At 68.6% G+C, this 26,024-nt stretch carries 23 protein-coding genes; 12 read left to right on the top strand and 11 right to left on the bottom strand.

Annotation, left to right across the window (positions count from 1 at the left end; translation table 11 throughout):
• Nucleotides 1–33: 33 nt before the first annotated feature.
• Genes urtB through uca form a run of 5 tightly spaced genes read left to right on the top strand, consistent with a single transcriptional unit; the run spans nucleotide 34 to nucleotide 7,167 of the window.
• Nucleotides 34–918, top strand: coding sequence for an urea ABC transporter permease subunit UrtB (gene urtB, locus AB4Z09_RS02790; protein ID WP_442239139.1), 885 nt, complete (start codon nucleotides 34–36; stop codon nucleotides 916–918).
• The gene (urtC, locus tag AB4Z09_RS02785) at nucleotides 915–2,012 is read left to right on the top strand and encodes an urea ABC transporter permease subunit UrtC (RefSeq protein WP_174912716.1); all 1,098 of its coding nucleotides are present in this window, start codon (nucleotides 915–917) and stop codon (nucleotides 2,010–2,012) included. The genes urtB and urtC overlap by 4 nt, the downstream gene beginning before the upstream one ends.
• Nucleotides 2,009–2,836 carry an urea ABC transporter ATP-binding protein UrtD gene (gene urtD / locus AB4Z09_RS02780; RefSeq protein WP_174912718.1) on the top strand — a complete coding sequence of 276 codons (828 nt, stop codon included), beginning with the start codon at nucleotides 2,009–2,011 and terminating at the stop codon, nucleotides 2,834–2,836. Before urtC ends, urtD begins: the two co-directional genes overlap by 4 nt.
• 2 nt (nucleotides 2,837–2,838) lie before the next feature.
• Nucleotides 2,839–3,531, top strand: coding sequence for an urea ABC transporter ATP-binding subunit UrtE (gene urtE, locus AB4Z09_RS02775; protein ID WP_174912721.1), 693 nt, complete (start codon nucleotides 2,839–2,841; stop codon nucleotides 3,529–3,531).
• Nucleotides 3,532–3,579: 48 nt separating this feature from the next.
• Nucleotides 3,580–7,167 (top strand): urea carboxylase, encoded by a 3,588-nt coding sequence (gene uca / locus AB4Z09_RS02770; RefSeq protein ID WP_442239138.1) that lies wholly within the window; start codon nucleotides 3,580–3,582, stop codon nucleotides 7,165–7,167.
• Here the strand turns inward: uca and AB4Z09_RS02765 are convergent.
• From AB4Z09_RS02765 to AB4Z09_RS02735, 7 genes are all read right to left on the bottom strand, one after another.
• Nucleotides 7,157–8,803 carry a class I adenylate-forming enzyme family protein gene (locus AB4Z09_RS02765; RefSeq protein WP_174912727.1) on the bottom strand — a complete coding sequence of 549 codons (1,647 nt, stop codon included), beginning with the start codon at nucleotides 8,801–8,803 and terminating at the stop codon, nucleotides 7,157–7,159. The two genes, uca and AB4Z09_RS02765, sit on opposite strands and share 11 nt — an antisense overlap.
• A gap of 5 nt (nucleotides 8,804–8,808) precedes the next feature.
• Nucleotides 8,809–9,522: an ABC transporter ATP-binding protein gene (locus AB4Z09_RS02760; RefSeq protein WP_442239137.1), complete on the bottom strand. Its 714-nt coding sequence runs from the start codon at nucleotides 9,520–9,522 to the stop codon at nucleotides 8,809–8,811.
• A complete protein-coding gene (locus AB4Z09_RS02755; RefSeq protein WP_174912733.1) occupies nucleotides 9,519–10,295 on the bottom strand; it encodes an ABC transporter ATP-binding protein in 777 nt (258 codons plus the stop codon). Before AB4Z09_RS02755 ends, AB4Z09_RS02760 begins: the two co-directional genes overlap by 4 nt.
• The gene (locus AB4Z09_RS02750; protein ID WP_442239136.1) at nucleotides 10,292–11,338 is read right to left on the bottom strand and encodes a branched-chain amino acid ABC transporter permease; all 1,047 of its coding nucleotides are present in this window, start codon (nucleotides 11,336–11,338) and stop codon (nucleotides 10,292–10,294) included. The genes AB4Z09_RS02755 and AB4Z09_RS02750 overlap by 4 nt, the downstream gene beginning before the upstream one ends.
• Nucleotides 11,338–12,213: a branched-chain amino acid ABC transporter permease gene (locus AB4Z09_RS02745; RefSeq protein WP_442239135.1), complete on the bottom strand. Its 876-nt coding sequence runs from the start codon at nucleotides 12,211–12,213 to the stop codon at nucleotides 11,338–11,340. The genes AB4Z09_RS02750 and AB4Z09_RS02745 overlap by 1 nt, the downstream gene beginning before the upstream one ends.
• Before the next feature lie 16 nt (nucleotides 12,214–12,229).
• Nucleotides 12,230–13,423 carry an ABC transporter substrate-binding protein gene (locus AB4Z09_RS02740; RefSeq protein ID WP_174912741.1) on the bottom strand — a complete coding sequence of 398 codons (1,194 nt, stop codon included), beginning with the start codon at nucleotides 13,421–13,423 and terminating at the stop codon, nucleotides 12,230–12,232.
• Between the two features lie 140 nt (nucleotides 13,424–13,563).
• Nucleotides 13,564–14,364, bottom strand: a complete 801-nt coding sequence (locus AB4Z09_RS02735; protein ID WP_114718629.1) for a TetR/AcrR family transcriptional regulator — start codon at nucleotides 14,362–14,364, stop codon at nucleotides 13,564–13,566.
• A gap of 169 nt (nucleotides 14,365–14,533) precedes the next feature.
• Here AB4Z09_RS02735 and AB4Z09_RS02730 point away from each other — a divergent pair, with 169 nt between their 5' ends.
• Genes AB4Z09_RS02730 through AB4Z09_RS02720 form a run of 3 tightly spaced genes read left to right on the top strand, consistent with a single transcriptional unit; the run spans nucleotide 14,534 to nucleotide 16,714 of the window.
• Nucleotides 14,534–15,418: an SDR family NAD(P)-dependent oxidoreductase gene (locus AB4Z09_RS02730; RefSeq protein WP_114718628.1), complete on the top strand. Its 885-nt coding sequence runs from the start codon at nucleotides 14,534–14,536 to the stop codon at nucleotides 15,416–15,418.
• The gene (locus AB4Z09_RS02725) at nucleotides 15,415–15,984 is read left to right on the top strand and encodes a carboxymuconolactone decarboxylase family protein (protein ID WP_174912747.1); all 570 of its coding nucleotides are present in this window, start codon (nucleotides 15,415–15,417) and stop codon (nucleotides 15,982–15,984) included. The genes AB4Z09_RS02730 and AB4Z09_RS02725 overlap by 4 nt, the downstream gene beginning before the upstream one ends.
• Nucleotides 15,985–16,012: 28 nt before the next feature.
• Nucleotides 16,013–16,714 carry a GTP pyrophosphokinase gene (locus tag AB4Z09_RS02720; RefSeq protein ID WP_114718953.1) on the top strand — a complete coding sequence of 234 codons (702 nt, stop codon included), beginning with the start codon at nucleotides 16,013–16,015 and terminating at the stop codon, nucleotides 16,712–16,714.
• An 8-nt stretch (nucleotides 16,715–16,722) separates the two neighbouring features.
• Here the strand turns inward: AB4Z09_RS02720 and AB4Z09_RS02715 are convergent, their stop codons facing one another.
• Nucleotides 16,723–17,283: a sugar O-acetyltransferase gene (locus tag AB4Z09_RS02715; RefSeq protein WP_442239134.1), complete on the bottom strand. Its 561-nt coding sequence runs from the start codon at nucleotides 17,281–17,283 to the stop codon at nucleotides 16,723–16,725.
• A gap of 207 nt (nucleotides 17,284–17,490) precedes the next feature.
• On the opposite strand from AB4Z09_RS02715, the gene AB4Z09_RS02710 reads away from it, so the two are divergent.
• On the top strand, nucleotides 17,491–19,110 hold the full coding sequence (locus tag AB4Z09_RS02710) for an MFS transporter (RefSeq protein WP_174912753.1): 1,620 nt from the start codon (nucleotides 17,491–17,493) through the stop codon (nucleotides 19,108–19,110).
• A gap of 83 nt (nucleotides 19,111–19,193) precedes the next feature.
• Here the strand turns inward: AB4Z09_RS02710 and AB4Z09_RS02705 are convergent, their stop codons facing one another.
• Nucleotides 19,194–20,051 (bottom strand): SDR family oxidoreductase, encoded by an 858-nt coding sequence (locus AB4Z09_RS02705; protein ID WP_442239133.1) that lies wholly within the window; start codon nucleotides 20,049–20,051, stop codon nucleotides 19,194–19,196.
• Between the two features lie 118 nt (nucleotides 20,052–20,169).
• Here AB4Z09_RS02705 and AB4Z09_RS02700 point away from each other — a divergent pair, with 118 nt between their 5' ends.
• The gene (locus AB4Z09_RS02700) at nucleotides 20,170–20,559 is read left to right on the top strand and encodes a winged helix-turn-helix transcriptional regulator (RefSeq protein ID WP_114718623.1); all 390 of its coding nucleotides are present in this window, start codon (nucleotides 20,170–20,172) and stop codon (nucleotides 20,557–20,559) included.
• 36 nt (nucleotides 20,560–20,595) lie between these two features.
• Nucleotides 20,596–21,480, top strand: a complete 885-nt coding sequence (locus AB4Z09_RS02695) for an alpha/beta hydrolase fold domain-containing protein (RefSeq protein WP_442239132.1) — start codon at nucleotides 20,596–20,598, stop codon at nucleotides 21,478–21,480.
• Nucleotides 21,481–21,500: 20 nt separating this feature from the next.
• Here AB4Z09_RS02695 and lpdA read toward each other — a convergent pair whose 3' ends face one another.
• Nucleotides 21,501–22,904 (bottom strand): dihydrolipoyl dehydrogenase, encoded by a 1,404-nt coding sequence (lpdA, locus tag AB4Z09_RS02690; RefSeq protein ID WP_174912762.1) that lies wholly within the window; start codon nucleotides 22,902–22,904, stop codon nucleotides 21,501–21,503.
• 142 nt (nucleotides 22,905–23,046) lie between these two features.
• Complete coding sequence (locus AB4Z09_RS02685; protein WP_174912764.1) at nucleotides 23,047–23,199, bottom strand: hypothetical protein; 153 nt, start codon at nucleotides 23,197–23,199, stop codon at nucleotides 23,047–23,049.
• A gap of 746 nt (nucleotides 23,200–23,945) precedes the next feature.
• Between AB4Z09_RS02685 and AB4Z09_RS02680 the strand changes: the two genes are divergently transcribed.
• Nucleotides 23,946–25,991, top strand: coding sequence for a prolyl oligopeptidase family serine peptidase (locus tag AB4Z09_RS02680; RefSeq protein ID WP_174912767.1), 2,046 nt, complete (start codon nucleotides 23,946–23,948; stop codon nucleotides 25,989–25,991).
• The last annotated feature ends 33 nt before the right edge of the window (nucleotides 25,992–26,024 follow it).

Below are 26,024 nucleotides of genomic sequence, written 5' to 3'. Positions count from 1 at the left end.
ACGTACAACGACGACGAGGGAGGGCGGGCACCGATGGATGTCGTTATCGGGCAGCTGTTCACCGGCCTGAGTATCGGGTCGATCCTGCTACTGGCGGCATTGGGGCTGTCGCTGACGTTCGGCCAGATGGGCGTGATCAATATGGCCCACGGCGAGTTCATCATGGCCGGCTCCTACACCGCTTACGTGGTGCAGCAGGTCATTTCGAGCGCCGGAGCCTCACTGCTGATCTCGCTGGTGGTCGGCTTCGTGGTGGGCGGCCTGATGGGTGTCCTGCTCGAGGCCACGCTGATCCGGCGGATGTACCACCGTCCACTGGACACGCTGCTGGTGACGTTCGGCGTCGGGCTGGTGTTGCAGCAACTGGCGCGGGACATCTTCGGCGCCCCCGCCGTCAATGTGGTGGCGCCGTCGTGGCTGTCCGGTGGCGTCGAGATCCTCGGGGCGGTGGTACCCAAGACCCGCATCTTCATCCTGGTCCTCGCGATCGTCGCGGTCGCGGTCCTGTCGTTCGCGTTGGCGAAGACGTCGATGGGGCGGCGGATCCGCGCGGTGGTCCAGAACCGCGACCTCGCGGAGACCAGCGGAATCTCCTCACGCCGAACCGATGTCAAGACCTTCTTCATCGGCTCCGGCCTGGCCGGCGTCGCCGGTGTGGCGTTGACGCTCATCGGCTCCACGAGCCCGACCATCGGCCAGTCGTACCTGATCGACGCGTTCCTCGTGGTCGTGATCGGCGGGCTCGGCCGGATCGCGGGCGCGGTGGTCGCGGCGTTCGCGCTGGGCATCCTCAACTCGTTCATCGAATACTCCACCACCGCGTCGATCGCGAAGGTGATCGTGTTCGTGCTCATCGTCATCTTCCTGCAGGTCCGCCCGCAGGGGCTGTTCGTGGCCAAGACTAGGAGCCTCGTATGACCGTGCTCAGTCGTTATCGGGCCTTGGTAGGGTTCGCCGTCGCGGCGGTGGCACTGTTCGCCGTCGCACCGGCCCTGCTCTCCGACTTCAGGCTCAACCTGCTGGCCAAGTTCCTGTGCTTCGCGATCGTCGCGGTCGGAATCGGATTGGCCTGGGGCCGTGGCGGAATGCTCACCCTGGGCCAGGGCGTGTTCTTCGGCCTCGGCGCGTACATCATGGCGATGCATCTCAAGATCGCCGACGCCGAACTGCGCGGCGATGCGGTACCGGACTTCATGCAGATCGCGGGCATCCGCGAACTGCCCGGCTACTGGCTGCCGTTCACGTCGCCGCTCACCACCATCGCCGCGATCCTCGTCGTCCCCGCCCTGGTCGCGTTCCTGCTGGGGATCGGGGTGTTCAAGCGCCGGGTCAAGGGCGCGTACTTCGCGATCCTGTCGCAGGCCCTCGCGGCGGCGTTCGCGATCCTGCTGATCGGACAGCAGTCGATCGGCGGTTCCAACGGACTCAACCGTTTCCGCACGTTCTTCGGCTTCAATCTGGCCGATCCGGCGAACAAGCGGATGCTGTTCTTCATCGCGGCCGCCGCGCTCCTGGTGGTGGTCGCCCTCACCAGGCAGCTGATGAACTCGCGCTACGGCGAACTGCTGGTCGCCGTCCGCGACCAGGAGGAGCGGGTCCGGTTCCTGGGCTACGACCCCGCCAACATCAAGGTCGTCGCGTACACGGTCGCCGCGTTCTTCGCAGGTATCGCGGGCGCGCTGTTCGTGCCGATCGTCGGCATCATCTCCCCCGCCGATGTCGGCATCGTGCCTTCGATCGCGTTCCTCATCGGCGTCGCGATCGGCGGTCGCACCACGCTGCTCGGCCCGGTGCTCGGCGCGATCGGCGTCGCGTGGGCCCAGACGACGCTGTCCGAGAACTTCCCGTCGGCATGGACGTATGCGCAGGGCCTGCTGTTCATCGTCGTGATCGGCTTCTTCCCCGCCGGGATCGCCGGTGTCGCGACGTTGCTGCGGCGCCGCACCCTCGTCACCACACCGCTACCGGACCCCGAATCCGAACCCGCCCGCGAGATGGAGGCCGCGCGATGAACCTCACCCGCCACCAGCCGGCACTCGGCGGCAACGCCGGAATGTCCAGCCAGTACCTCGAGATCCGCGACCTGCGGGTCACGTTCGACGGGTTCACCGCCGTCGACGGCGTGGATCTCACCCTCCTGCAGGGTGATCTGCGCTTCCTCATCGGCCCCAACGGTGCTGGCAAGACCACCCTGGTCGACGCCGTCACCGGGCTGGTCCCGGCCTCCGGTTCGGTCACCAAGTCCGGCGTCGAGTTGCTCGGGCAGAAGGTGCACAAGATCGCACGGCTGGGAGTGGGCCGAACCTTCCAGACGGCATCGGTGTTCGAGGAACTCACGGTGCTGCAGAACCTCGACATCGCCGCCGGGGCCGGACGTTCGGCGCTGACGCTGCTGCGCCGCCGCAAGTCCGTCCTGCCGCAGATCGAGGAGGCTCTCGAGACGATCGGCCTGACCCAGCTGCGTTACCGCAAGGCCGGGATCCTCGCGCACGGCCAGAAGCAGTGGCTCGAGATCGGCATGCTGCTGGTGCAGGACGCCGACGTGCTGCTGCTCGACGAACCGGTCGCCGGAATGAGCCACGACGAGCGTGAGGAGACCGGAAATCTGCTGCGCCGCATCGGCGGTGAACGGACCGTCGTGGTCGTCGAGCACGACATGGACTTCATGCGGGCGTTCGCGACATCGGTAACGGTGCTGGCCCGAGGCAAGGTGATCGCCGACGGCAGCGTCGAGGAGATCCAGGCCGATCCCATGGTGCAGCAGGTGTACCTGGGTACCACCGCTGCCGCAGCCCAAACCGCGTCCGCTGCCGCGAGAGTCCTCGAGGAGGCCTGATCATGCTGGAGCTCATCGATATCCACACCGGGTACGGCCGCACCGAGATCGTCCACGGCGCCTCGGTGTCGGTGCCCGCCGACGGCGTGGCCGCCGTGATGGGGCACAACGGCGCCGGCAAGACGACGCTGCTGCGGGCCGCCGTCGGGCTCGCGAAGATCGCGTCGGGCAAGGTCCTGCTGGACGGCGAGGACATCACGAGGCTGCGTCCGAGCGCCCGGGTGGCGCGCGGGCTCGCCTACGTCCCGCAGGGCCAGCAGTCGTTCGGACAGCTCACGTGCGCGGAGAACCTGCAGGTGGTGGCGGACGGCCGCAAACGGGGCAAGGCCCTGATCGACGAGCAGCTCGCGCTGTTCCCGGCGCTCGAATCGCTCCTGGGCCGCCGGGCCGGGCTGCTGTCCGGCGGCCAGCGACAGCAGCTCGCGATCGCCCGGTCCCTCATCACCGAGCCGCGGGTGCTGGTGCTCGACGAGCCGACCGAGGGCATCCAGCCGTCGGTGGTCGCCGAGATCGAGGCCGCGATCGTCGAACTCACCCGGCGGGGCAACCTCGGAGTCCTGCTGGTGGAGCAGCACATCGGGTTCGCGCTGCAGTCCGCCGAGCGCTACTACATCCTCGAGTCCGGCCGCATCACCTCCACCGGCGTCGGCGGTGCCGGCGCCGAATCCGTCGTGCGCACCGCCATGGCTATCTGACGAGCCCACCCGGAGCCACTCTCCCGAACCGATCGAAGGAGCCCTCCCGTGTCCCACGGCTTCGACACCCTTCTCGTCGCCAACCGCGGCGAGATCGCGTGCCGCATCATGCGATCCGCACGCACGCTCGGCCTCAAGACCGTGGCCGTGTACTCCGACGCCGATGCGTCCGCGATGCACGTCGAGATGGCCGACGCCGCCGTCCGACTCGGCCCAGCACCCGCCGCGGAGTCCTACCTGCGCACCGATCTGGTGATCGACGCCGCGCTCGCGAGCGGCGCCGGCGCCATCCACCCCGGCTACGGGTTCCTCTCGGAGAACGCCGAATTCGCGGCCGCCGCCGAACAGGCCGGAATCGCRTTCGTCGGCCCCACCCCGGAGCAGTTGCGGGTGTTCGGCAACAAGCACACCGCTCGGGAGGCGGCGCGGGCCGTGGGCGTCCCCCTGGTGCCGGGCAGTGGACTGCTCGCGACGATGGACGACGCACTGGCCGAGGCCGACCGCATCGGATACCCGGTGATGCTCAAGGCCGTCGGCGGGGGCGGCGGCATCGGAATGCAGGCGTGTTTCACCCCGGCCGCACTCCGCGGGGCGTACGAGACGGTGCAGCGCCTGGCCGCGGCGAACTTCTCGTCGTCGGGAGTGTTCCTGGAGCGCTTCGTCGCCCGTGCCCGGCACGTCGAGGTCCAGGTGTTCGGCGACGGCGGCGGCCGCACGCTGAGCCTCGGCACCCGCGACTGCTCGCTGCAGCGACGCCACCAGAAGGTGGTCGAGGAGGCGCCGGCGTCGGGCCTGCCCGATCCCGTGGTGGACCACCTGCTGCGCTCGTCGCGCGAGCTCGCGTCGTCGGTGCACTACCGGTCCGCGGGCACCGTCGAGTTCGTGTACGACGTGGACCGCGGCGAGGCATCGTTCCTGGAGATGAACACCCGTCTACAGGTGGAACACCCGGTCACCGAGGAGGTCACCGGCATCGACCTGGTGGAGTGGATGCTGCGGCTGGCGGCCGGCGACACCCGGATGCTCGACGGCCTGCCCGACTCGGGCCCCGCAGTCACCGGGCACGCCGTCGAGGCCCGCGTGTACGCGGAGGATCCCGGTCACGACTACCGCCCGAGCGCCGGCACGCTCACCGCCGTCCGGTTCCCCGCCGCCGCGCGGATCGAGACGTGGGTCGACACCGGCACCGAGGTGAGCGCGCACTACGACCCGATGATCGCGAAGATCGTCACCCGGGGAGCCACCCGCGAGGACGCCTTCGCGAACCTGGGCGCCGCGTTGACCGAGACCCATCTGTACGGCGTGCAGACCAATCTGCCGCAACTGCGCCACGTCTGTGCGGGGCCGGTCACCGAGTACACCACCGCATCCCTCGCGGACCTGCCGTCGACCGGGCCGCGCATCGACGTGCTGCGCGCCGGGACGATGACCACGGTGCAGGACCTGCCGGGCCGGATCGGCCTGTGGGAGGTCGGTATTCCGCCGTCGGGTCCGATGGACGACCTGTCGCTTCGGCTCGCCAACACCGCGGTCGGCAATCCGGTCGGCGCGCCGGGCCTCGAGTGCACGCTGCGGGGTCCGCGTCTGGTGTTCTCCGCTCCGGCGACGGTGTGTGTCACCGGCGCCGACGTCCCGGTGACCGTCGACGGGCTTGCCGTGCCGATGTGGGAGCCCGTGACGATCACGGCGGGCGCGACCCTCGACATCGGCTCGCCCGCGGACACCGGCCTGCGCACCTACCTCGCGGTGCGCGGTGGCCTGGACGCCCCGCTGTTCCACGGCAGCGCCTCGACGTTCACGCTCGGCGGCTTCGGCGGCATCACCGGCAAGGCCGTCGCGACCGGGGACGTGCTGGGCATCCTCGATGCCACCGATGTCCTCGCCGACCCGGCACCGGTACCGTCCGACTCCCGCCCCGAGTTCACCCACATGTGGCACCTCGCGGTCACCGAGGGGCCGCAGCCGTCGCCGTCGTACTTCACCGACGCGGACATGACCCAGTTCTACGGGACCACCTGGACCGTCGCGAGTCACGCGAACCGCACCGGTATCCGTCTCGACGGCCCCAAGCCCACGTGGTCGCGCCCCGACGGCGGCGAGGCCGGGCTGCACCCGTCGAACCTGCATGACAACCCGTACAGCGTCGGCGCCCTCAACGTCTCGGGCGACACCCCGATCCTGCTGGGCCCGGACGGACCCAGTCTCGGCGGGTTCGCGTGCCCGCTCACCGTGGTGAGCGCGCACCGCTGGAAGATGGGCCAGATCCGGCCGGGCGACGCGGTGCGCTTCGTGCCGGTACCCGACGAGGCCGCCGATGCGCTGCGGCGATCGGATGCGGATCGGTCGAATGATGTTCCCGCCGTGCGCATCTCACGCGGCGACGGCGGCGTCCTCGGTCGCACGCCGGAGGGCGAGGACCGCCCCGCCGTGGCGTATCTGCGGGGCGGCGACGACAACATCCTCGTCGAGTACGGACCGATGGCGCTCGACCTGGGCCTGCGGATGCGGGTGCACGCGCTGTCGGAGGCGCTGGCGCAGCTGAAGGTGTCGGGCCTGATCGACGTCACCCCGGGCGTGCGGTCGCTGCACCTGCACTTCGATCCCGATGTGCTGCCGCAGTACCGGGTCCTCGGGCTGCTCCGGGAACTCGAGGAGCAACTGCCCGCGACGCACGACCTGGTGGTCCCGAGCAGGACGGTGCGACTGCCGTTGTCGTTCGACGACCCGTCCATCGCCGAGGCCCTCGACCGCTACCGCAGCGGAGTGCGTGAGAGCGCTCCGTGGTTGCCGTCGAACACCGAGTTCATCCGGCGGATCAACGGACTCGACAGCGTCGACGCCGTGCGCGACGCCGTGTTCGACGCCGAGTACCTGGTGCTCGGCCTCGGCGACGTGTATCTCGGTGCTCCGCTGGCGGTCCCGCTCGATCCACGGCGCCGCCTGGTGACCACCAAGTACAACCCGGCCCGCACGTGGACGCCGTCGGACGCGGTGGGCATCGGCGGCAAGTATCTGTGCGTGTACGGCATGGAGTCGCCCGGCGGCTATCAGCTCATCGGGCGGACCGTCCCGATCTGGTCGGGCTACCGGCAGCACGCTCCGTTCGAGGCGGGCAAGCCGTGGCTGTTCCGGTTCTTCGACCGGATCGTGTGGGAGCCGGTCACATCCGAACAGCTCACGGAGGCCCGGGCCGAGTCGCGAGCGGGCCGGTTCGACGCCGACATCAGCGAGGGCACGTTCGCGCTCGCCGACCATCTGCGATTCCTGGAGGCGAACGCCGACTCGATCGCGCAGTTCGAGGCGCGGCAGAGCGCGGCCTTCGAGACGGAGAAGCGTGCGTGGCACGCGGCCGGCGAGTTCGACCGGACCGAGACCGCGCCGGCGCCCGAGCCGGAACCGGCCACCGTCGACGTCCCACCGGGTGCGGTGGTGGTGGAGGCGCCGATGGTCGGCAACGTGTGGCGGGTGGAACTGTCACCCGGACAGCAGGTCTCGGCCGGTCAGCCGGCGGTGATCCTCGAAGCGATGAAGCTGGAGATGCCGGTCCCCTGCCCCGGGTCGGGCACCGTCCTGCAGGTGCTCACGGTGCCGGGCGCCAAGGTGGCGCCCGGGACACCGCTGGCCGTCATCGGCTGAGCTGCTCCTCGGCCAGCACCTTGACCTCCCCCTTGGCGACCTTTCCGCCGGGCGCCAAGGGGAGATGGTCGACGGTGACGACGTGCTCGGGGATGTACTCGCGGGTCACGCCCTGCTCGGCGAGCCAGGACGACAGCTCGGTCGCGGCGAGCGCGCTGCCGTCGGCGGTGACCACCACGGCACACACCTTCTCGCCGAACAGCGCGTCGTGCACACCGACCACGGCCACCATCACGATCGCCGGGTGGGCGCGCACGAACTCCTCGACCTCGACCGCCGAGATGTTCTTGCCGCCGCGGATGATGATGTCCGCCTTGCGACCCACGACCCGGACCCGTCTGGTGGCATCGATCTCGACGATGTCGCCCAGCAGCATCCAGCCGTCGTCGGTGTACAGCTCGGTGTTGGCCGCGTCGTCGTCCCAGTAGCCGTGGCACATGAGCGGACCGTTCACGCCGGGCTGGCCGCGTCGCTCGTCGCCCAGCACCTCGACGCCGGCGTCGTCGAATACCCGGACCTGCATGTTGTCCAGCAGGTGCCCGCAGGTGCGCAGGCGGGTGTCGGCGTCGTCGTCGACGGTGGTGACGCTCACCGCGCCGGTCTCGTTGGAGCCGTAGAACTGCAGTACCGCCGCCCCGGTGCGCTCCTCGAACGCCAGGGCCTCCGAGTACGGCACCGCCTCACCGCCGGTGAACATCGCCCGCAGTGCGCTCAGGTCCGCCTCGCGGCCGCGGTCGGAGCGCAGCAGCATCTTGAACTGCGTACTGACACAGTTCAAGACGGTCACCCGTTCCCGCTCGAGCAGGTCGATCATGGTGTCCGCGTTGAACCGCTCGAGCACCACATTGGGTGCGCCGAGCAGCGTCGGCAGGAAGTGCGACGTCCACAGTCCGAATCCGAACGGCGCCGGGACCGCCCCGAAGAAGACGTCGTCGCCGGTGATGTTGCCGGCGCGCCCCGCCACCTCCGAGAACGCGATCCAGCGGTGTTCGGTCTGCGTCACCAGCTTGGGCAGACCGGTCGTGCCGGACGTGGAGTTGAGCATCGACACGTCCCGGATGCCGAAACGCGGACTGGTGGCGTCGAACCGGCGTTCGCCCACCGCGATCGGGCGCCCGGCGGCGTCCTCGACCACCACCGATCCCAGATCGTCGACGTAGACGACATACTCGGGCCCGCCGGTGCGCTCGCGCAGTTCGGTGACGAGCGGGGCGATGTCCTGGCCGCGCATCGTGCGCGCGGTGACGAGGACCCGGCAGTCGGCGCGGGTCGTCAGGTGCGCCACTTCCTTGATCCCCGAACGCGATCCGATGCCCACGGCGATCCGGCCGGTCCGGTACGCGGCGCACAGCGCGGCGTGGAACACCATGGTGTCGGGCAGGTACAGCGCGACCGCGCCTGGTTCGCCGTCGCTGTCACGGTCGGCCAGCGCCGCCAGCGCGGACGCGATCCGGTCGGCCGTCGCGTCGTAGCTGGCCCACGAGATGCGGGCGTCGGGTGTGATGAACGCGAGGTGGTCGGGGATGGTGAGCGCCCAGTGCCGCACGAGCTCACTGACGCTGAGGTCGGCGAACTTCTCGGGAGCGGTGGCGAATTCGCCGACCGCGATGTCGAGTGTCGTGGTGATGTTCCCCATCGGACTCACTTTCCCACCGTCGTTTCCAGGAGGCCCATCGACTGCTTGTAGGCGGYGTCGAGCGAGTCMGCATCGGACCGGGTGTCGATGATCCGGCCGCGCTGCATCACGTAGCCGCGCTGCACCACCGACTCGAGCGCGGCGAGCGCGGGCTCGGYGACCAGCACCGTGACGCCGTCCGCTGCGAGATCGCCCACGAGCGACCGCAGTTCGGCGACGATCTTCGGAGCGAGACCGGTCATCATCTCGTCGAGCAGCAGGACCTTCGGCGTCGACAGCAGTGCCCGGCCGAGCACCAGCATCTGCTGCTCGCCGCCGCTGAGCACACCCGCGTAGCTGCGCGCACGTTCACGCAGCACCGGGAACCGCTCGAACGCCGACTCGATTGCGTCCTTCTTCAGGCCCTGCAGGTCGGCGCCCACCTGGAGGTTCTCGAGCACCGACATCTTCATGAACAGCTGCCGGCCCTGCGGGACGTACGCGAAGCCCTCCCGCACCCGCTGCAGCGCCGACATCGAGTCGACCCGGCGACCGTCCACCGCCACCTCACCGGTCCCGCGCACCGAGCCGTAGACGGCCCCGAACAGGCTGGACTTGCCGGCACCGTTGGGTCCGACGATCGCGGTCACCGTGCCGGGCGTGGCCGTGAACGAGACGCCGTCGACCGCGACGGCCGACCCGTACCGGACCCGCAGGTCCTTCACGTCGAGCGTGGTCATGAGTTTTCCTCTCCTGCCCCGAAGTACACCTCACGCATCGCGTCGCTCGCGAGACATTCGGCGGGTGCGCCGTGGAAGGCGACCGAGCCGAAGTCCAGCAGCACGACGGTGGTCGCGAGTTCGGCGATGAGATCGACGTTGTGGTCGACCAGCACCACGCCGCGGCCCTGCGCCTGGATCTTGCGCACCGCGCCGGCGATTGCGGCGATACCGGTGTGGTCTGCACCCGCGAACGGCTCGTCGAGCAGCAGGACCTGCGGGTCGGTCGCCATCGCGCGTGCCACCTCGACCAGACGCTGGCCGCCCAGGCTCAGTTCGCCGCACGCACTGGTGGTGTCGTCGATCGCGTATTCGTGCGCAACGGCGCGGGCACGGTCGCCGGTGGCGTCCCAGTTCTCGAACGGACCCTTGAGCGCCCACCACAGCGAGTGCAGCGGCGTGCGCATCCGCCGCCCGTACAGCGCGGGCACGATGTTCTCGACCGCGCTCAACTCCAGGGCCAACTGCGGGTGCTGGAAGGTGCGCGACAGTCCCTGCCGCGCCCGCTTCTCACTGGCACCGGTCAGCGTCCGACCTGCCAGCGTGACGGTGCCGGCGTCGGCCCTCTGCGTGCCGAAGATGCAGTCCACCAGCGTGGTCTTGCCGGCGCCGTTGGGGCCGACGAGCCCGACGACCTCACCGGGCGCGACGGTGAACGAGACGTTGTCGACGGCGCGGACGCCGCCGTAGTTCTTGGTGAGCCCGGAGACCTCGAGCAGCGCGCTGCCGGTCATGAGCGATCACTTCCTTCCTCGACCGAGCCGGACTTCGTGGAACCGGTGAGACGACCGAATGCAGCGGAGACCCAACCGATCACGCCGCCGGGGGCGATGACGAGGATCAGCAGCACGGCGATCGCCAGCAGCAGCTCGCCACTGCCCTGGTAGCCGGGCATGTTGAGAGTCACGATCACCACGATCAGCGCACCGAGCGGGGCACCCCACGCGCTGTTGCGACCGCCGATGATCGGCATGAAGATCGCGAGGAACACGATGCTCAGCGTGAACGTCTCGGGCGTGACCGCCTGCACCGAGACGGTGAACAGCGAGCCGCCGGTCGACGCGATGGCGGCACCGATCGCCAGCGCGATCACCGTCAGGTGTGCCGGATTGACGCCGGACGAGCGCGCCGCGTTCTTGTTGTCGCGCGCCGCGCGCAGCGTCAGACCCCACACCGACGTGCGAAGTCGGTCGACGATCACCGCGATCGCGCAGACGAACAGGATCGCGAGCACCACCAAGGTGTACCGCGGCGGCTGCCAGCCGAACAGCGTGACCGCCTCCACACCCGAGATGCCGGCGGAGCCGCCGGTGAAGCTGGGCCCGTCGATCAGCCAGTGCTCGAACGCGATTCCGAACAGCAGCGTCACGGCGGCGAGGTAGAAGCCGGACAGCTTCTGCGTCGCGAGCGCCAGGATCACCGCGACCACCGCGGCCACCAGGGACCCGATCACCCAGCCCCACCACATCGACAGCCCGGTCTTCACCGAGATCAGCGCGACGGCGTACGCGCCGATCGCGGCGTACGCGCTGTAGGCCATCGACAGCGAGCCGGCCATCACGAACGGGATGTACATGCCCAGTGCGATCAGCGAGTACGTCGCGGCGAGGAACACCAGGTCCTGCCGGTACAGGCTCGGGCCCATCCACAGCAGGACGCCGGCGACCACCGCGAGGGTGATGCCCACTTCGACGGCAATGTTCTTCAGTGAGCGGTTGGTCCGCGCGGATCGGGCCGGCGCGGCCGATTCCGACTTCCGTGACGTGTCGGTCAGCATCAGACGCGCACCTTCCTCGAGAGCATGCCCTCCGGCCGGAAGGCGAAGAACACCAACGCGATCAGCAGGATCGCGGTCTGTGCGGCGCTGGCACCGAAGTAGTACGGCGCGAACACCTGGACGAAGCCCAGCAGCATGCCGCCGATCAGCGGCGCCCAACTGCGGCCCGTACCGCCGATCACCAGGGCGATGAACGCCGTCAGCGTCCACGACAGACCGCTGGTGAACTGCACACCGGCCTTGGACGCGAACAACAGTCCGGCGATCGCAGCGATCAGGCCCGCGACGGTGAACGCCACCAGACGCACCCGGTTGACCGGCAGCCCCAGCACGCGAGCCGCCTCCGGGTTGTCGCCCACCGCGCGCAGCAGCCGTCCGGTCTGCGAGGTCTGCAGCCACACACCGACCGCGACGAACACGATCGCGGTGCCGGCGATCAGCACGATCGACGAGCTGTCGACGGTGGCGCCGGCGACAGTGACGGCCTGGAAGTCGAAGAGCTTCTGCCCCGGCAGCGGGGTGCGGCCGAAGATGGTGCCGGCCAGCTGCTGCACCGCGAACAGCACCGCGGTGACAGCGACCAGTGCGGGCAGTTCACCTCGGCCGGACCGCTTCTGGACCTGCTGGACCACGAGCTTCTCGGTGATCACCGACAGCGCCATGCAGACTGCAAGGCCGAGCAGCAGCGCGAGCCACAGCGGGACACCGTAGTCGACCACCACGAAGCTGCAGGCCATGGCGGCGGCCATCGCGTACGGGCCCATCGCGAAGTTGAAGAAGTCCGCCCCCACCACCACGAGATACATACCCAGGGCGATGAGTGAGAAGAACGCGCCGATCTCGAGAGCGGCGAGCCAGAGTTGTGCGTCAGTCATGCTTGTGTCTCCTTCGTCAGCCGCACGGAGGCTGGTAGGACGCCCACGGCCCGTCGGGCTTGTTGTCGGGCCCGAACTCGACGAGCACCAGGCCGCACAGGCTGTCGGGCGCGAGGTGGTCGTCGGGGCCGTACGACAGCGTCAGGCCCTCCTGTCCGAACGTCGCGGGGATCCCCGACACCTGCTGCAGTGCGTCGCGCACCTTGTTGCGGTCGGTGTGGTCGCCGGCGATCTCGAACGCGCTCTCGAGCATCATCACGGCGTCGTACGCCTGTGCGTCGTACGCGGTGAGCTGATAGTCGGCGCCCTTGACCCTGCGCACCTGCTCGGTGAACGCGGCTGTGCGCGTGTTGTTCTCGCTGAGGCTGCCCATGTAGACCATGCCGGTGAGCGCACCGGGGTCGGCCAGCGCCCACGACTTGGGCTGGTTGCCGATCGACGCGAGCGAGAAGCGCTGCGCCTGCGGATAGATCTTCGCGAGCGTGTTGTGCGCGAGGATCTCGAAGTGCCCGCCGATGCTGGCGACGAGGATCGCGTCGGGCTTGGTCCCGGTCACGCGCGAGGCTTGTGCGGTGAGGTCGGCGGCGTCGACCGGCGCCTTCTCGACGGCGGTGACGTCGGCGCACTTCTCGAGCGCGGGCCGCAGCGTCTTGATGATGCCGTCGATCGAGGCGCTGGCGTCGCCGATGATGCCGAGCGTCTTGTAGCCCATCGTCTCGAACGCGCCGCAGTACACCTCGGCGTACTGCTTGAGAGAGTTCGGGATCATGAACGCGTAGCCGTTGTCCGGCGCGTTCGCGAACGCGTCGGACAGGACGACGGGCGCGATGGCCGGGATCTCGGACTGCTGCAGCACCGACTTGGCCTGGATCACCGAGCCGGAGCCGGTGGCGAGGAGCACCGCGCTCGCGCCCTGGTCGACCAGCTTGCGGATGATCGACGGCGTCTTGGTGGGGCTGGACTCGTCGTTCTCGACCACCAGCCGGACCGGCTTGCCGTTGATGCCGCCTGCGGCATTGATGAGGTCGACGGTGAGCCGGACCGTGCTGCCGGCGATGGTGCTGTACGACGCACCCGGACCCGTCGAATCCTCGTCGAGGCCGATCACGATCTCGTCGGGCGACATCTCACCCGCGGACGCGCACCCCGCCACGCCCAGCGTTCCCACTGCGGCGGCCACCGCCAACGCGACGACCCTTCCGATTCTCACAACCGACTCCCGTCTCGCCCGCCAGACCTTCAAGCGTTTGGTCAATCAAGCAAGTGCTTGATTGACGATTCGGGGCAGAAGTATGCCCCGGGTCACATTCGGAAGTCAATGCGGGGAGATCCCCCTGATGGAGACCGAGGTCAGTTGCCCCGCAGCAGACGCAGTTCGCGGATCGCTTCCTTGAGCTCGTCGACGTCGCGCTGCAGGTCGGCCAGCTCCGAGACGTTCACCGCATCCACCGCATCCACCGCATCGACGGCGGCCGCGGTGCCCGCAGCCCCCGCCGAGGCCACCGCAGCCCGCTCCGCAACCTCCGACGAGCGGACCGGGCCCGGGGCGGCCTTGGCCGACGCCGAACCGGCGGGCCCGCCGGCGGCGAAGCCGTCGAGGAACACCGCGATCAGGTCGTGGCGCAACCGCTCGGCATCCTGCGCCAGCGAGGCGCGGTTGAATCGCACCGTGGACCACACGGATTCGCGGAGCATGCGATGGAAATGCCGGGGGTCGATGTCGGTGCGGAACTCTCCGGACTCCACGCCGAACGCGATGGCCTCGGCCCAGTAGTTGTGGGCGCGGCGCACCGCGGTGGAGATCGGACTGTCCGCCGGCTGCGACGACAGCGCGCTCTCGTTCTGGTAGATCTCCGTGGCGAACGGGTGGTCGGCGGCGGCCTCGAACGAGACCGCGACCATGTGGTCGAGGCGCTCACGTCCGGTCTCGCCTGGAACCATCGCCGCTTCGTAGCGTTCGTTGAGGTCGTCGACGAACGCGATCACGATCTCGAAGACGATCGCGTCCTTGGAGCCGAAGTAGTGGTAGAGGCTGCCGGAGAGGATGCCGACCTCGTCGGCGATGTCCCGTACGGTGGTTCCCGCGACGCCACGCTCGCTGAACAGCTTCGCCGCGTGGAACAGAATCTCTTCCCGTCGGGTCGATGCCACCTGACGTCTCCCCTCTTCGCGGCACGGATGCAGTCCTCATCCGACACCGATCGAACGCTTGCTTGACGCCGGTATGGTACACGGCCGGTCGTATTGCCGAACAGATCCGACCGGCGATGTTAGCTTTTTCCTACCGAGCAGTAACCGAGGGTGGGGTTGGGCGGTCACGATGATCAGTGCAGGTGAGCGGCGGGGACTGGAAGAGCAGCTGACGGGTCGTCGGGTGCTCATCACCGGCGCGGCCCGCGGCATCGGGGCGTCCCTGGCCCGGCGGCTGCACGGGCGCGGCGCCCGCGTCGCACTCCTGGGCCTGGAACCCGAACTCCTCGAACAGGTCGCGACCATGTGCGGCGGGGCGCCGTGGCGGGTCTGCGACGTCCGCGACCGCGAGCAGATGGAGGCGTCCGTCGCCGCGCTCGTCGACGAGCTGGGCGGACTGGACGTCGTCGTCGTCAACGCCGGTGTCGCGGCGCAACTCCCCCTGCTCGGCGGCGATCCCGCCGTCATGGACCGGACCGTCGAGGTCAATCTGCTGGGCGCGTACAACACGGTGCGTGCCGCCGGCCCGCACGTCGCGCATCCCGGCGGGTATGCCCTGTTGGTGGCATCCGCCGCCGCCGGCGTGCAACTGCCGATGATGGGCGCGTACGCGGCCTCGAAGGCGGCGGTGGAGGCGCTCGGCAACACGCTGCGGATCGAGACGCGACACCTCGGGATGCGGGTCGGCGTCGCGTATCTCGCCGAGATCGACACCGACATGACGGCGATCGGGTTCGGCACCGAGGCCGCCCGCAGCGTCGGACAGCTGGGTCCGTTCACCCGCGTGGTGCCTCTGTCGGTGGCGGTCGACGCGTTCGAGCGCGGCATCGCCGGGCGTCGCCGCCGCGTCTACGCGCCGCGTTGGGTGGCGACGACGATGCGGCTTCGTATGCTCGTCCAGAGATTGATCGAACTGCGCCCCCAGCCGCGGATCGCGCAGGCCCTGGACGTGGCCCGCACCGAGCACGCACGGCTGACCACCGAACTACCGGACCGAGCCGGGGAGGCCGAGTGACCGCATACGACGAGAAGACGGGCAAGAACACCGCACCGCGGGTACCGCCGGGACGGTTCCGGGAACTCGGGCCGGCCAACTGGGCGGTGTGGCGAGTCCTGTCGCTCGGCTCCGGCACGAAGGACGCCAAGCTCTTCAGCACCCTCGGCCGCACCGGCGGGCTGTTCCGCGGCTGGCTGCACTACTCGGGTGTCCTGATGCTGCTGCCCGGCACCAAACTGTCGCGGTTCGAGATCGAGTTGGTGGTGCTGCGCGTCGCACACCTGCGGGAGTCCCGGTACGAGATGGATCACCACATCCGGCTCGGCCGCAAGGCCGGGATCACCCCGCAGATCCTCGACCGCATCCTCGTCGGCCCCACCGACCCGGACTGGTCGCCGCGGTACCGAGCAATGCTCGCGGCCACAGATCAGCTCCTGACCAGCAAGAACCTGGACGAGCCGACCTGGGCGGCGCTGGCCGCGCACCTCGACGACCGCCGGCTCGTCGAGTTCTGTCTGCTGGTGACGCAGTACGACGGCCTGGCCACCACGATCGACGCCCTGCGGATCCAACCAGACTTCTGACCACCCGACCGGTGGCACACTGGTGTCCGTGGACCCTGAGCAACTACGGACCGATTTCTCCCGCTTCATGATGTCGTACCGATTCGGTATCGCTCAGCTGATGACGAGGGTCAAGGTTCTCGAGGACGAGTTCACCCACATCAATCGATACAACCCCATCGAGCACGTCACGTCCCGCGTCAAGACGCCGGAGAGCATCATCCGCAAGGCGCAGCGCATCGAGTGCCCGCTCACCCTCGACGACGTCCGCGCGAACATCCTCGACATCGCGGGGGTGCGGATCACGTGCAGCTTCATCTCCGACACCTACCGGATCGCCGACATGATCACGAGCCAGCCGGACATCGAGGTGCGCGAGGTCGAGGACTACATCGCCAACCCCAAGCCCAACGGCTACAAGAGCCTGCATCTCATCGTCGAGGTGCCGGTGTATCTGAGCGACCGGGTGCAGACGGTTCCGATCGAACTTCAGATCCGCACGATCGCGATGGATTTCTGGGCCAGCCTCGAGCACAAGATCTACTACAAGTTCAACCGCGAGGTGCCGGCCGAACTGCTCGCCGAGCTCACCGAGGCCGCCGAGACCGCGCACCGGCTCGACGTGAAGATGGAACGGCTCAACGACGAGTTCGCCAACCTCCGGGCCCAGCAGGGTGTCGCCGACGAGCCCCCGGAGCTGACCGTGCCGCCACAGTTGCTCGACGCACTCGATCTGCGACTGCAGAACTAGCGTCCGCCCTACGGCAGCGGCCGGACGACTCGACAGGGGTTCCCGGCGGCGAAGACGTGTGCCGACACATCCTTGGTCACGACACTCCCGGCGCCGATCACCGTGTTGTCGCCGATCGTCACACCGGGGCACACGATGACACCGCCTCCCATCCAGACGTTGTTGCCGATCGTGATGGGTGCCGCGGTCTCCCAACGCTGTCGACGCGCCTCATGGTCTGCCATCGGGTGCAGCGCGGTCAGGAGCTGCGCTCGGGGACCGATCGAGACGTCGTCGCCGATCGTGATCGGTGCGCAGTCCATCAGAATCGCGTCGTAGTTGAGGAAGCTGTTCGATCCGATGCGGATGTAGGTCCCGTAGTCGCACTGGAACCGCGGCATGATCCACGATCCCTCGCCCACTCCCCCGAGGAGCTCGTCCAACAGGTCACGACGCACCGCGTCGTCGTCCGCCAGGGTCGCGTTGAACCGATCGAGGAGTCGTTGACAGGACTTGCGGCTCTCGACCAGGTCGATGTCGTTGTCCCGGTACAGGTCTCCCCGCAGCATTCGTTCACGCTGTTCGCTCATGGTGGCCGACGGTACCGATCGCGACTGCGACCGGCGGACGAAACTCCCGTCGAGCTCACAGATCCGCGGCCGCGGCAAGCCGCTGACCTCCCGTTGTGATGATTCCGACGATGGTCGCGAACTCGATTGCCGCGGGCCCGCGGACGCCGGTAACGTCGCCCCGTTCGGCCGTGACAGTCGTCCGTGCCCCGATCCGGTAGGAACCGCATGTCCCAAGACGTCCAGGTGACCTCGAGTCCCGACGCACCCCTCAGCAGCAATCCGACTGACAACCCCAATCACGAGCGCCGTTGGCTCGTGCTGTGCATCGTCGCGCTGGCGCAGCTGACCGTCGTCCTCGACGGCACGATCGTCAGCATCGCACTGCCCGACGCCCAGAAGGAACTGGGCATCAGCAACCTCGACCGCCAGTGGGTCGTCACCGGCTACGCGCTCGCGTTCGGCGCGCTGCTGCTCCTGGGCGGACGCATCGCCGACTACTGGGGTCGCAAGCGTTCGTTCATGGTCGGCATGGCCGGCTTCGCGGTGGCGTCGGCCGTCGGCGGTTTCGCGCAGAACGGGATGCAGCTGTTCGCCGCGCGCGCCGGTCAGGGCGTCTTCGCGGCTCTCCTCGCGCCGGCCGCGCTGGCGATCCTCACCACGACGTTCGTCGGGGAGAAGGAACGCGCCAAGGCGTTCGCGGTGTTCGGTGCAATCTCCGGCGGCGGCGCCGCGATCGGCCTGCTGCTCGGCGGCGTGCTCACCCAGTACGTCGACTGGCGCTGGTGCCTGCTGGTGAACGTGCCCGTCGCGCTCTTCGCGATCGCGGTCACGCTGCCGATCGTCAAGGAGACCAAGGCGCACGGCGACACCAGCTACGACCTGCCGGGCACCGTCCTGGTCGCGATCGGCCTGGGCTCGCTGGTGTACGGCTTCACCAAGGCCGAGCACGGCTGGCTCGAGACCCAGACCCTGCTGTTCATCGGCATCGGCCTGGTCGCGCTCGTCGCGTTCGTACTGGTCGAGCGGCGCACCGCGAATCCGCTGCTGCCGCTGAGTGTTCCGTGGCACCGGGACCGCGGCGCCGCGTTCATCGGATCGGCGCTGGTGGGGTCTGCACTCCTCGGCGGCACGCTGTACCTCACGTTCTACCTGCAGATCGTGATGGGTCTGAGCCCGGTGATGGCAGGTGTCGGCTCGCTGCCCATGGCCGTCTTCATCGTCATCGCGTCCACCATTGCGGCTCAGCTCACCACCCGCATCGGCCCCAAGCCGCTGATGACCGTCGGCCCGCTGGTCGCGGCCGTCGGCCTGCTGATGCTCACCCAGATCGAGGTGCACACCTCGTACTGGACCCACGTGTTCCCCGGTCTGGCGATCTTCGGCTTCGGCCTGGGCCTGCTGATGGTGCCGATGCAGAACCTGGCGCTGCTCGGCGTCCCCAACCACGACGCCGGTGCCGCCAGCGCCCTGGCGAACGCGACGCTGCAGGTGGGTGGCGCGCTGGGCACGGCCCTGTTCACCACGGTGTACGCGTCCGCGAAGAGTGCGTTCCAGGCCGACAACCCGGCACCCACTCCGCCGCCCGGCTTCCCGGCCGACGCCATCCCGACGGACCTGTCGAACGCGACGCCGCTCACGCCCGAGCAGATCGCGGCCCTGCCGCAGCCCGCGCAGGACTTCGTCGGCAAGGTGATGGACTGGGTGTTCGGCACCGAGGTGTCGGGCTACGCGCACGCCTTCGGCTGGGCCGCTGTGCTGATCGCGATCATCAGCCCGCTGGTCGTGATCCTGGTGCGCGCCAAGAAGGGCGACCTGCCCACCGAGGGCGCCGTCGGGATGCACTGACCTCCCCGCCCCGAAGCTGAAGGGTCCCTTCACGCGCTGCCGGCGCGCGCGCGAAGGGACCCTTCAGCCGTTGAGCGGGCGGCTCAGAGCGCCGCGCGCAGCACGGTCTCGAGCGGGGTGGAGGCGCGGCCGATGAGCCGCTGCAGGTCGCCGCCGGTGACATCGAGGACACCGGTCGCGACGCCGGCGTCGGCGTCGGCGAGGACCGCCGCGACGGGCGCGGGCAGCCCGGCCGACTCGAGGATCCCCCGGTACTGCTCCACAGGCAGGTCCCGGTACTCGACGGGCTTGCCGGTGACGTCCGAGATGGCCCGGGCCAGTTCGGGATACGTCAGGTGCTCGTCGCCGCCGAGCTCGTACACCTTGCCGGCCTGGTTCTCGTCGGACGTGAGGACGGCCGCGGCGGCGTCGGCATAGTCGGCACGCGCGGCACCCGCGACCCGGCCGTCTCCCGCGCTGCCGGCGAGGACACCGCGCTCGGCGGTGCCGGCGAGATCGTTGGTGTAGTTCTCCCAGTACCAGCCGTTGCGGAGCAGCACGTGGTTCAGACCCGACTCGGCGAGCAGACGCTCGGTGACCTGATGCTCCTGCGCCAGCTGGAGCGTGTTGTTCGGCGCGTCCGGGATGGAGGTGTACGCGACGAGGCCGACACCGGCGGCCTTCGCCGCGTCGATGATGTTGATGTGTTGAGGCACGCGGCTGCCCACCTCGCTGCCCGAGATCAGCAGCAGCTTGTCGACGCCGGCGAGTGCGGTCTCGAGCGCGGCACGGTCGGCGTAGTCGGCGGTCCGGACCTGCACTCCCTGTCCGGCGAGTTCGGCGGCCTTGGCCGGATTACGGACGACGGCGACGACGTCGGACGCCGGGACGCCGCGGCGCAGAAGGGCGTCGATGGTCAGCCGGCCGAGGTGTCCGGTGGCGCCTGTGACGGCAATGGTCATGAGAACTCCCAGGGTTGAACCTTCAATGATTTGTTCACCCACCATGATGCACTTATTTTTCGTAAGTGCAAGCGTTTTTGTCAGCACTGAGGTTCGGGCTGGTAGTAACCTCGACGTCGTGAGTACCGCCGACCAGCCCTTCGACGACCCGACCCTCGAGGCCGACGTCTTCGCGCGCGGCTGCCATTCGCGCGGCGCACTGCTCAACGTCACCGGGCGGTGGGGAACGCTCGCGCTGGCCGCGCTCGCGGAGGGTCCGTACCGGTTCGGGGCCCTGCGCCGCCGGGTGGACGGGGTGAGCGAACGGATGCTGGCGCAGACGCTGCAACAGCTCGAGCGCGACGGCCTGGTACACCGGGAGGTACGCGAGACCATCCCCCCGAACGTCGAATACAGCCTCACCCCCCTGGGCGAGCAGATCGCCGAACGCCTCACCGGTCTCATCGATCTGCTCGAATCGCACTTGCCGGACATCACCGCGGCCCAGAATCGGTACGACGCGCGCTGATTCGACGACACTGAGCTCGAGACCAAGGGGTGGCCGATGCCGAGCCTGACCAGCAGGGCCACGCCGCTGGCGATCGCGCTGCTGGGCCGACGTCGCCCAAGCGCCGACGACATCTGCCGGGAGATCGCGGCGCTGCAGGCCCAGCCGAAGCCGTTCGCGCCCCCGTCGTCGCTGGGACGCACACTCGACGTCGCCGCCTCCACCTCGATGGCGGGCTGGCCGATGTTCACGGTGGCGCCGCGCGGCCGGGCGCCGTCGGCGCGGGTGCTGTATCTGCACGGCGGCGCCTACATCCGGGAGATCACCCGGCACCACTGGAAACTGGTGGGCCAGTTGGCGTCCGCGGGGGCGTCGGTGACGGTGCCGATCTACCCGCTCGCGCCGCGGGGGACAGCGGAGCACGTGGTGTCGGCGTCGGCGGACCTGGCCGAACTGCTCGCGGCGCGGGGCGAGCCGGTGATCGTGGCCGGCGACTCGGCGGGCGGCGGGCTCGCGTTGGCGGTCGCCCTCGCGCTGCGTGACCGCGGCGTGGATTCCCCCGCCCACACCGCGCTGATCTCCCCGTGGCTCGACGCGACCGGCTCGCACCCGGAGATCCTCGAGGTGGCGCCGCGGGACCCGTGGCTGCATCCGGACGGGTTCACCGTGGCCGCCGACGCCTACCGCGGCGACCTGGACCGCGACCATCCGTGGGTGAGCCCACTCGGCGGGGATCTCACCGGCCTCGGCCCGATCACGCTGTTCACCGGCACCCGCGACATCCTCAACGTCGACGCGCGACGCTTCGCCCCGCTCGCTGCGAACGCCGGGCTGTCACTGGACTTCCACGAGGAGCCGGAGATGATCCACGTCTACCCGCTGCTCCCGATCCCGGAGGGCAAGAAAGCCCGCACAATCCTGTGCGGGCTTCTCGCGGACTAGCTTCTGCGGCGGGTGAACCGTCAGAAGTTGATCATGTGGCCGGCGAGGCCGTGGATGGCCTCCTGCAGCGCCTCGCTGAGCGTGGGGTGCGTGTGCACGTTGCGCGCGAGCTCGTTGACCGTGAGGTCCCACTTCTGGGCCAGGGTCAGCTCGGGCAGCAGCTCGGAGACGTCGGGGCCGATGAGGTGGCCGCCGAGCAGCTCGCCGTACTTCTTGTCGGCGATCAGCTTGACGAAGCCGTTGGGATCGGCCAGGCCGTGCGCCTTGCCGTTCGCGGTGAACGGGAAGGTGGCGACCTTGACGTCGTAGCCCTCGGCCTTGGCCTGCGCCTCGGTGAGACCGAAGCTGGCGACCTGCGGCTGGCAGAACGTGGCGCGCGGCATCATCCGGTAGTCGCCCAGCTCCATCGTCTCGGCGTTGCCGATGGTCTCGGCGGCGACGACGCCCTGCGCCTCGGCGACGTGCGCGAGCTGCAGCTTGGCGGTGACGTCACCGATGGCGTAGACGCCGGGGACGTTGGTGCGCATGCGCTCGTCGATCGCGATGGCACCGCGCTCGAGCTGGACGCCGGTGTTCTCGAGGCCGAAGCCCTCGATCTGCGGGGCGAAGCCGATGGCCTGCAGGACCTTGTCGACGACGACGGTCTCGACCTGGTCGCTGCCGTTCTTGGCCATGGTGACGGTGACGCCGGCAGCGCCGTTGTCGGTGATCGTCTGGACCCCGGTGGAGGTCTTGATGTCGATCCCGTACTTCTTGTAGCGCTTGGCGATCTCCTTGGAGACGTCCTCGTCCTCGTTGGGCAGGGCCCGGTCGAGGAACTCGACGATGGTCACCTTGACGCCGTAGTTGTGCAGGACGTAGGCGAACTCCATGCCGATGGCGCCGGCACCGACGATGAGGATCGAGCCCGGCAGGTCCTTGGTGAGGATCTGCTCTTCGTAGGTGACGACGTTCTCGCTGAGCGAGGTGCCCGGCAGCAGCCGGGTCTTGGTGCCGGTGGCGATGATGACGTTGTCGAAGGTGACGGTGTCGGTGGACCCGTCGGCCTTGCTCACCACGATGGTCTTGGCGTCGGTGAAGCTGCCGCGACCCTCGTACTCGGTGATCTTGTTCTTCTTCATCAGGAAGTGAACGCCCTTGACGCGGCCGTCCGCGACCTGGCGGCTGCGGTCGAACGCAGCGCCGAAGTCGAAGGTCACGTCTCCCGAGATGCCGAAGGTCTTGGCATCGTTATGGAAGATGTGTGCCAGCTCCGCGTTGCGGAGGAGCGCCTTGGACGGGATGCAGCCCACGTTCAGGCAGACACCGCCCCAGTACTTCTCTTCGATGATGGCGGTCTTGAGGCCCAGTTGTGCCGCGCGGATAGCAGCGACGTACCCACCGGGACCGGCTCCGAGGACAACGACGTCATAGTGTGAGGTCACGAGGCCCTAGCCTAGTCCCGCCCCGAATCCGTGTCCCGGAATGGTGCTTACTCCGAAGTAAGTTCACTATCTGCGGGGGATGACCCCGAACACACCTGCGACCCCAGCCGCCGGTGGCGACTGGGGTCGAAGATGCGAATGCTCAGCTGAACGAGATAGCGCTCCCGAGGTCCCCGATGGTGCTTCCGCCGAAGACACTGCCCCGGCTGAGGCTCAGGAGAACGTCGAGCAGGCCCGACATGGAACCCGTGGCCGCCCCGGCCAGCGAGCCGAGGTCGATTGCGTCCAGATTCATTGCAGTCGCCTTTCTTGGTTCTCTCGGAACTTCAGCGTCAGCTGAGGTTGGTGACCGAACCGAAGTTCACGATGTTGCCGATGAAGAGGGTGATGGCGGAGAGGATCTGCTCGAGGTTCATTCTGTTTCCTTACTTTCGTGGTGGTTGTGTGACAGCTAGTGCGACGAACTAGCTGATGTCGGTGACCGAGCCGGCGTTCACAACGTTGCCGATGAAGCCGGTGATCAGGGCGATGATCTGCTCGAGGTTCATTCTCAGTGCCTTTCGAGGGAGTTTGTGTCTTGCATTGTGATTGGTGCGTGATCTTGTTCAGATCGGGGTTGGGACTTCGCCGGCGCCGGGGGACCCCGCTACCCCGGACCTTCGAACTCCCAAGACAACCCGCCCATTGCGACTCCGTCGGCGGCGCGGCCGTGGTGTGCCGCCCCTCCTGGCGTCTGGCCGGGAAGACGATCGCTTTTATTCGACCGTGATCGAAAGATAAACTAGGAGGCATCGTTCTGTACGCGTTTTCGTTACCTCATCTGGTCAGCCGTCCAGGATGTCTGAAAATTCACCCCCACGGTCACCCCCCGGGCGTGCCAGGTCCAGGACGTCCRCCAGCTGCGGTCACGTCGTAATCCGATCAGCTCCGAGCCGCCGTCCGACCCGCCACCGGTCCACCGACAAGGCCGCTGGCAGGCACTTCGGGAGCGACCGCTCGTCGTCGCGCAGAGCACGTCGCAGTACCGATCACAATGGACCCATGACGCACTCCCCTTCCACGCCCGAGCCGGCCGACGACCCAAACCTGTGGCTCGAGGACGTCACCGGCGACGACGCACTCTCGTGGGTCCGCGAACACAACGACAAGACCGTCGCCGAATTCTCCGGCACCACCGAATTCGAGCAACTTGAATCAAACATTCGATCAATTCTCGACACCGATGCGCGCATTCCGTATTCCCGCCGACGCGGCGAGTACCTCTACAACTTCTGGCGCGACGCCGAACACGTCCGTGGCCTGTGGCGCCGCACGACGATGGACCGATACCGCAGCGACACAACGGAATGGGAGATCCTCGTCGATGTCGACGAACTCGCCGCGCGAGAGGGTGAGAACTGGGTGTGGTCCGGTGCGCAGGTGCTGCGGCCCGAACAGAACCTGGCACTGATCAGTCTGTCCCGCGGCGGCGCCGACGCCGTCGTCGTCCGCGAATTCGACCTCACCACCCTCGCCTTCGACGACACCGCCGACGGATTCCGGGTGGAGGAGGCCAAGACCGACATCGGGTGGATCGACGCCGAGCGCGTCTACGTCGGAACCGACTTCGGTGACAGAACCCTCACCGATTCCGGCTACCCCCGCCTCGCGAAGCGGTGGCACCGCGGCACCCCCCTGGCCGACGCCGTCACGATCTTCGAGGGTGAGCAGTCCGACGTCGCGATCTCCGCGTGGCACGACAGCACGCCGGGATTCGAGCGCAGCTTCGTCGAGCGGGCGATCGACTTCTACACGTCGCAGCGCTTCCAGGTGCGCGGCGACGACACCCTCGTCCGCATCGACACCCCCGAGGACGCGCGGATCTCGGCGTACCGGGAGTGGCTGCTGATCCGTACCCGCTCCGAGTGGACCGTCGGCGATGTCACCTACCCGGCCGGCGCACTACTGGCCGCGAAGTACGACGACTATCTCGCCGGCTCGCGTGAGCTCACCACGCTGTTCCTGCCCGACGACCACACGTCGCTCGAGCAGTACGCATGGACGCGGCACCACCTGCTGATGGTGACGCTCTCCGACGTCCAGTCGCACGTGTACGTGCTCACCCCGGGCGAGAGCGGTTGGGTGAACACCCCGCTCGAAGGTCTCCCAGAGCTCACGTCCACTGAGATCATCGACACCGACCCGCGCGAGAGTGACGACTTCTTCCTCAACTCCAGCGGCTATCTCACCCCTGCCACCCTGTTCTCCGGCACCGTCGGCAGCCCGCTCGAGGCCCTCAAGTCGGCGCCCGCGTTCTTCGATCCCACCGGACTGACTGTCGCGCAGCACTTCGCCGAGTCCGCCGACGGCACCCGCATCCCCTACTTCGTGGTGCGCCGCGACGGGACGCCCGCCGGCCCGACACTGCTGTACGGCTACGGCGGCTTCGAGAACTCCATGACACCCGGCTACAGCGGCATCAACGGCACCGCGTGGCTCCAGCGCGGTGGGACATACGTGGTCGCGAACATCCGAGGCGGCGGCGAGTACGGCCCGCAGTGGCACACCCAGGCGGTGCGCGACGGCCGGCACAAGGTGCACGAGGACTTCGCCGCGGTGGCCCGCGACCTCGTCGCTCGGGGCATCACCACCGCCGACCGGCTCGGCGCGCAGGGCGGCAGCAACGGCGGACTACTGATGGGCATCATGCTCACCAAGTACCCGGAGCTGTTCGGCGCCATCGTCTGTCAGGTGCCGTTGCTGGACATGAAGCGCTACCACCTGCTGCTCGCGGGCGCGTCGTGGATGGCCGAGTACGGCGACCCCGACAACCCGGACGACTGGGCCTTCATCTCCGAGTACTCGCCGTACCAGAACACCGAGGCCGACCGGTCGTACCCGCCGATCCTCATCGCCACCTCCACCCGCGACGATCGCGTCCATCCCGGGCACGCCCGCAAGATGACGGCCCGACTCGAGGCGGAGGGCCACGACGTCCACTACTACGAGAACATCGAGGGCGGACACGGCGGCGCCGCCGACAACGCGCAGGCCGCATTCAAGTCGGCCCTCACGTACACGTTCCTGTGGGACAGGCTTGCCCGATGACCTCCGAACGTTTCCCTTCCTCGGCTACCATGC

The sequence above is a fragment of the Rhodococcus sp. TAF43 genome, from assembly GCF_052113525.1.
In the GTDB taxonomy this organism is placed as follows: Bacteria; Actinomycetota; Actinomycetes; order Mycobacteriales; family Mycobacteriaceae; genus Prescottella.
The sequence above is the reverse complement of the archived record's forward strand: the minus strand, read 5'-3'. Positions and strand labels throughout refer to the sequence as shown.

What these genes read in the sequence shown, in the direction of transcription:
- urtB (WP_442239139.1), top strand. Translation starts at nt 34, where the DNA reads ATGGATGTCGTTATCGGGCAGCTGTTCACCGGCCTGAGTATCGGGTCG.
- urtC (WP_174912716.1), top strand. Translation starts at nt 915, where the DNA reads ATGACCGTGCTCAGTCGTTATCGGGCCTTGGTAGGGTTCGCCGTCGCG.
- urtD (WP_174912718.1), top strand. Translation starts at nt 2,009, where the DNA reads ATGAACCTCACCCGCCACCAGCCGGCACTCGGCGGCAACGCCGGAATG.
- urtE (WP_174912721.1), top strand. Translation starts at nt 2,839, where the DNA reads ATGCTGGAGCTCATCGATATCCACACCGGGTACGGCCGCACCGAGATC.
- AB4Z09_RS02765 (WP_174912727.1), bottom strand. Translation starts at nt 8,803, where the DNA reads ATGGGGAACATCACCACGACACTCGACATCGCGGTCGGCGAATTCGCC.
- AB4Z09_RS02755 (WP_174912733.1), bottom strand. Translation starts at nt 10,295, where the DNA reads ATGACCGGCAGCGCGCTGCTCGAGGTCTCCGGGCTCACCAAGAACTAC.
- AB4Z09_RS02750 (WP_442239136.1), bottom strand. Translation starts at nt 11,338, where the DNA reads ATGCTGACCGACACGTCACGGAAGTCGGAATCGGCCGCGCCGGCCCGA.
- AB4Z09_RS02745 (WP_442239135.1), bottom strand. Translation starts at nt 12,213, where the DNA reads ATGACTGACGCACAACTCTGGCTCGCCGCTCTCGAGATCGGCGCGTTC.
- AB4Z09_RS02730 (WP_114718628.1), top strand. Translation starts at nt 14,534, where the DNA reads ATGATCAGTGCAGGTGAGCGGCGGGGACTGGAAGAGCAGCTGACGGGT.
- AB4Z09_RS02715 (WP_442239134.1), bottom strand. Translation starts at nt 17,283, where the DNA reads ATGAGCGAACAGCGTGAACGAATGCTGCGGGGAGACCTGTACCGGGAC.
- AB4Z09_RS02710 (WP_174912753.1), top strand. Translation starts at nt 17,491, where the DNA reads ATGTCCCAAGACGTCCAGGTGACCTCGAGTCCCGACGCACCCCTCAGC.
- AB4Z09_RS02705 (WP_442239133.1), bottom strand. Translation starts at nt 20,051, where the DNA reads ATGACCATTGCCGTCACAGGCGCCACCGGACACCTCGGCCGGCTGACC.
- AB4Z09_RS02695 (WP_442239132.1), top strand. Translation starts at nt 20,596, where the DNA reads ATGCCGAGCCTGACCAGCAGGGCCACGCCGCTGGCGATCGCGCTGCTG.
- AB4Z09_RS02685 (WP_174912764.1), bottom strand. Translation starts at nt 23,199, where the DNA reads ATGAATCTGGACGCAATCGACCTCGGCTCGCTGGCCGGGGCGGCCACG.
- AB4Z09_RS02680 (WP_174912767.1), top strand. Translation starts at nt 23,946, where the DNA reads ATGACGCACTCCCCTTCCACGCCCGAGCCGGCCGACGACCCAAACCTG.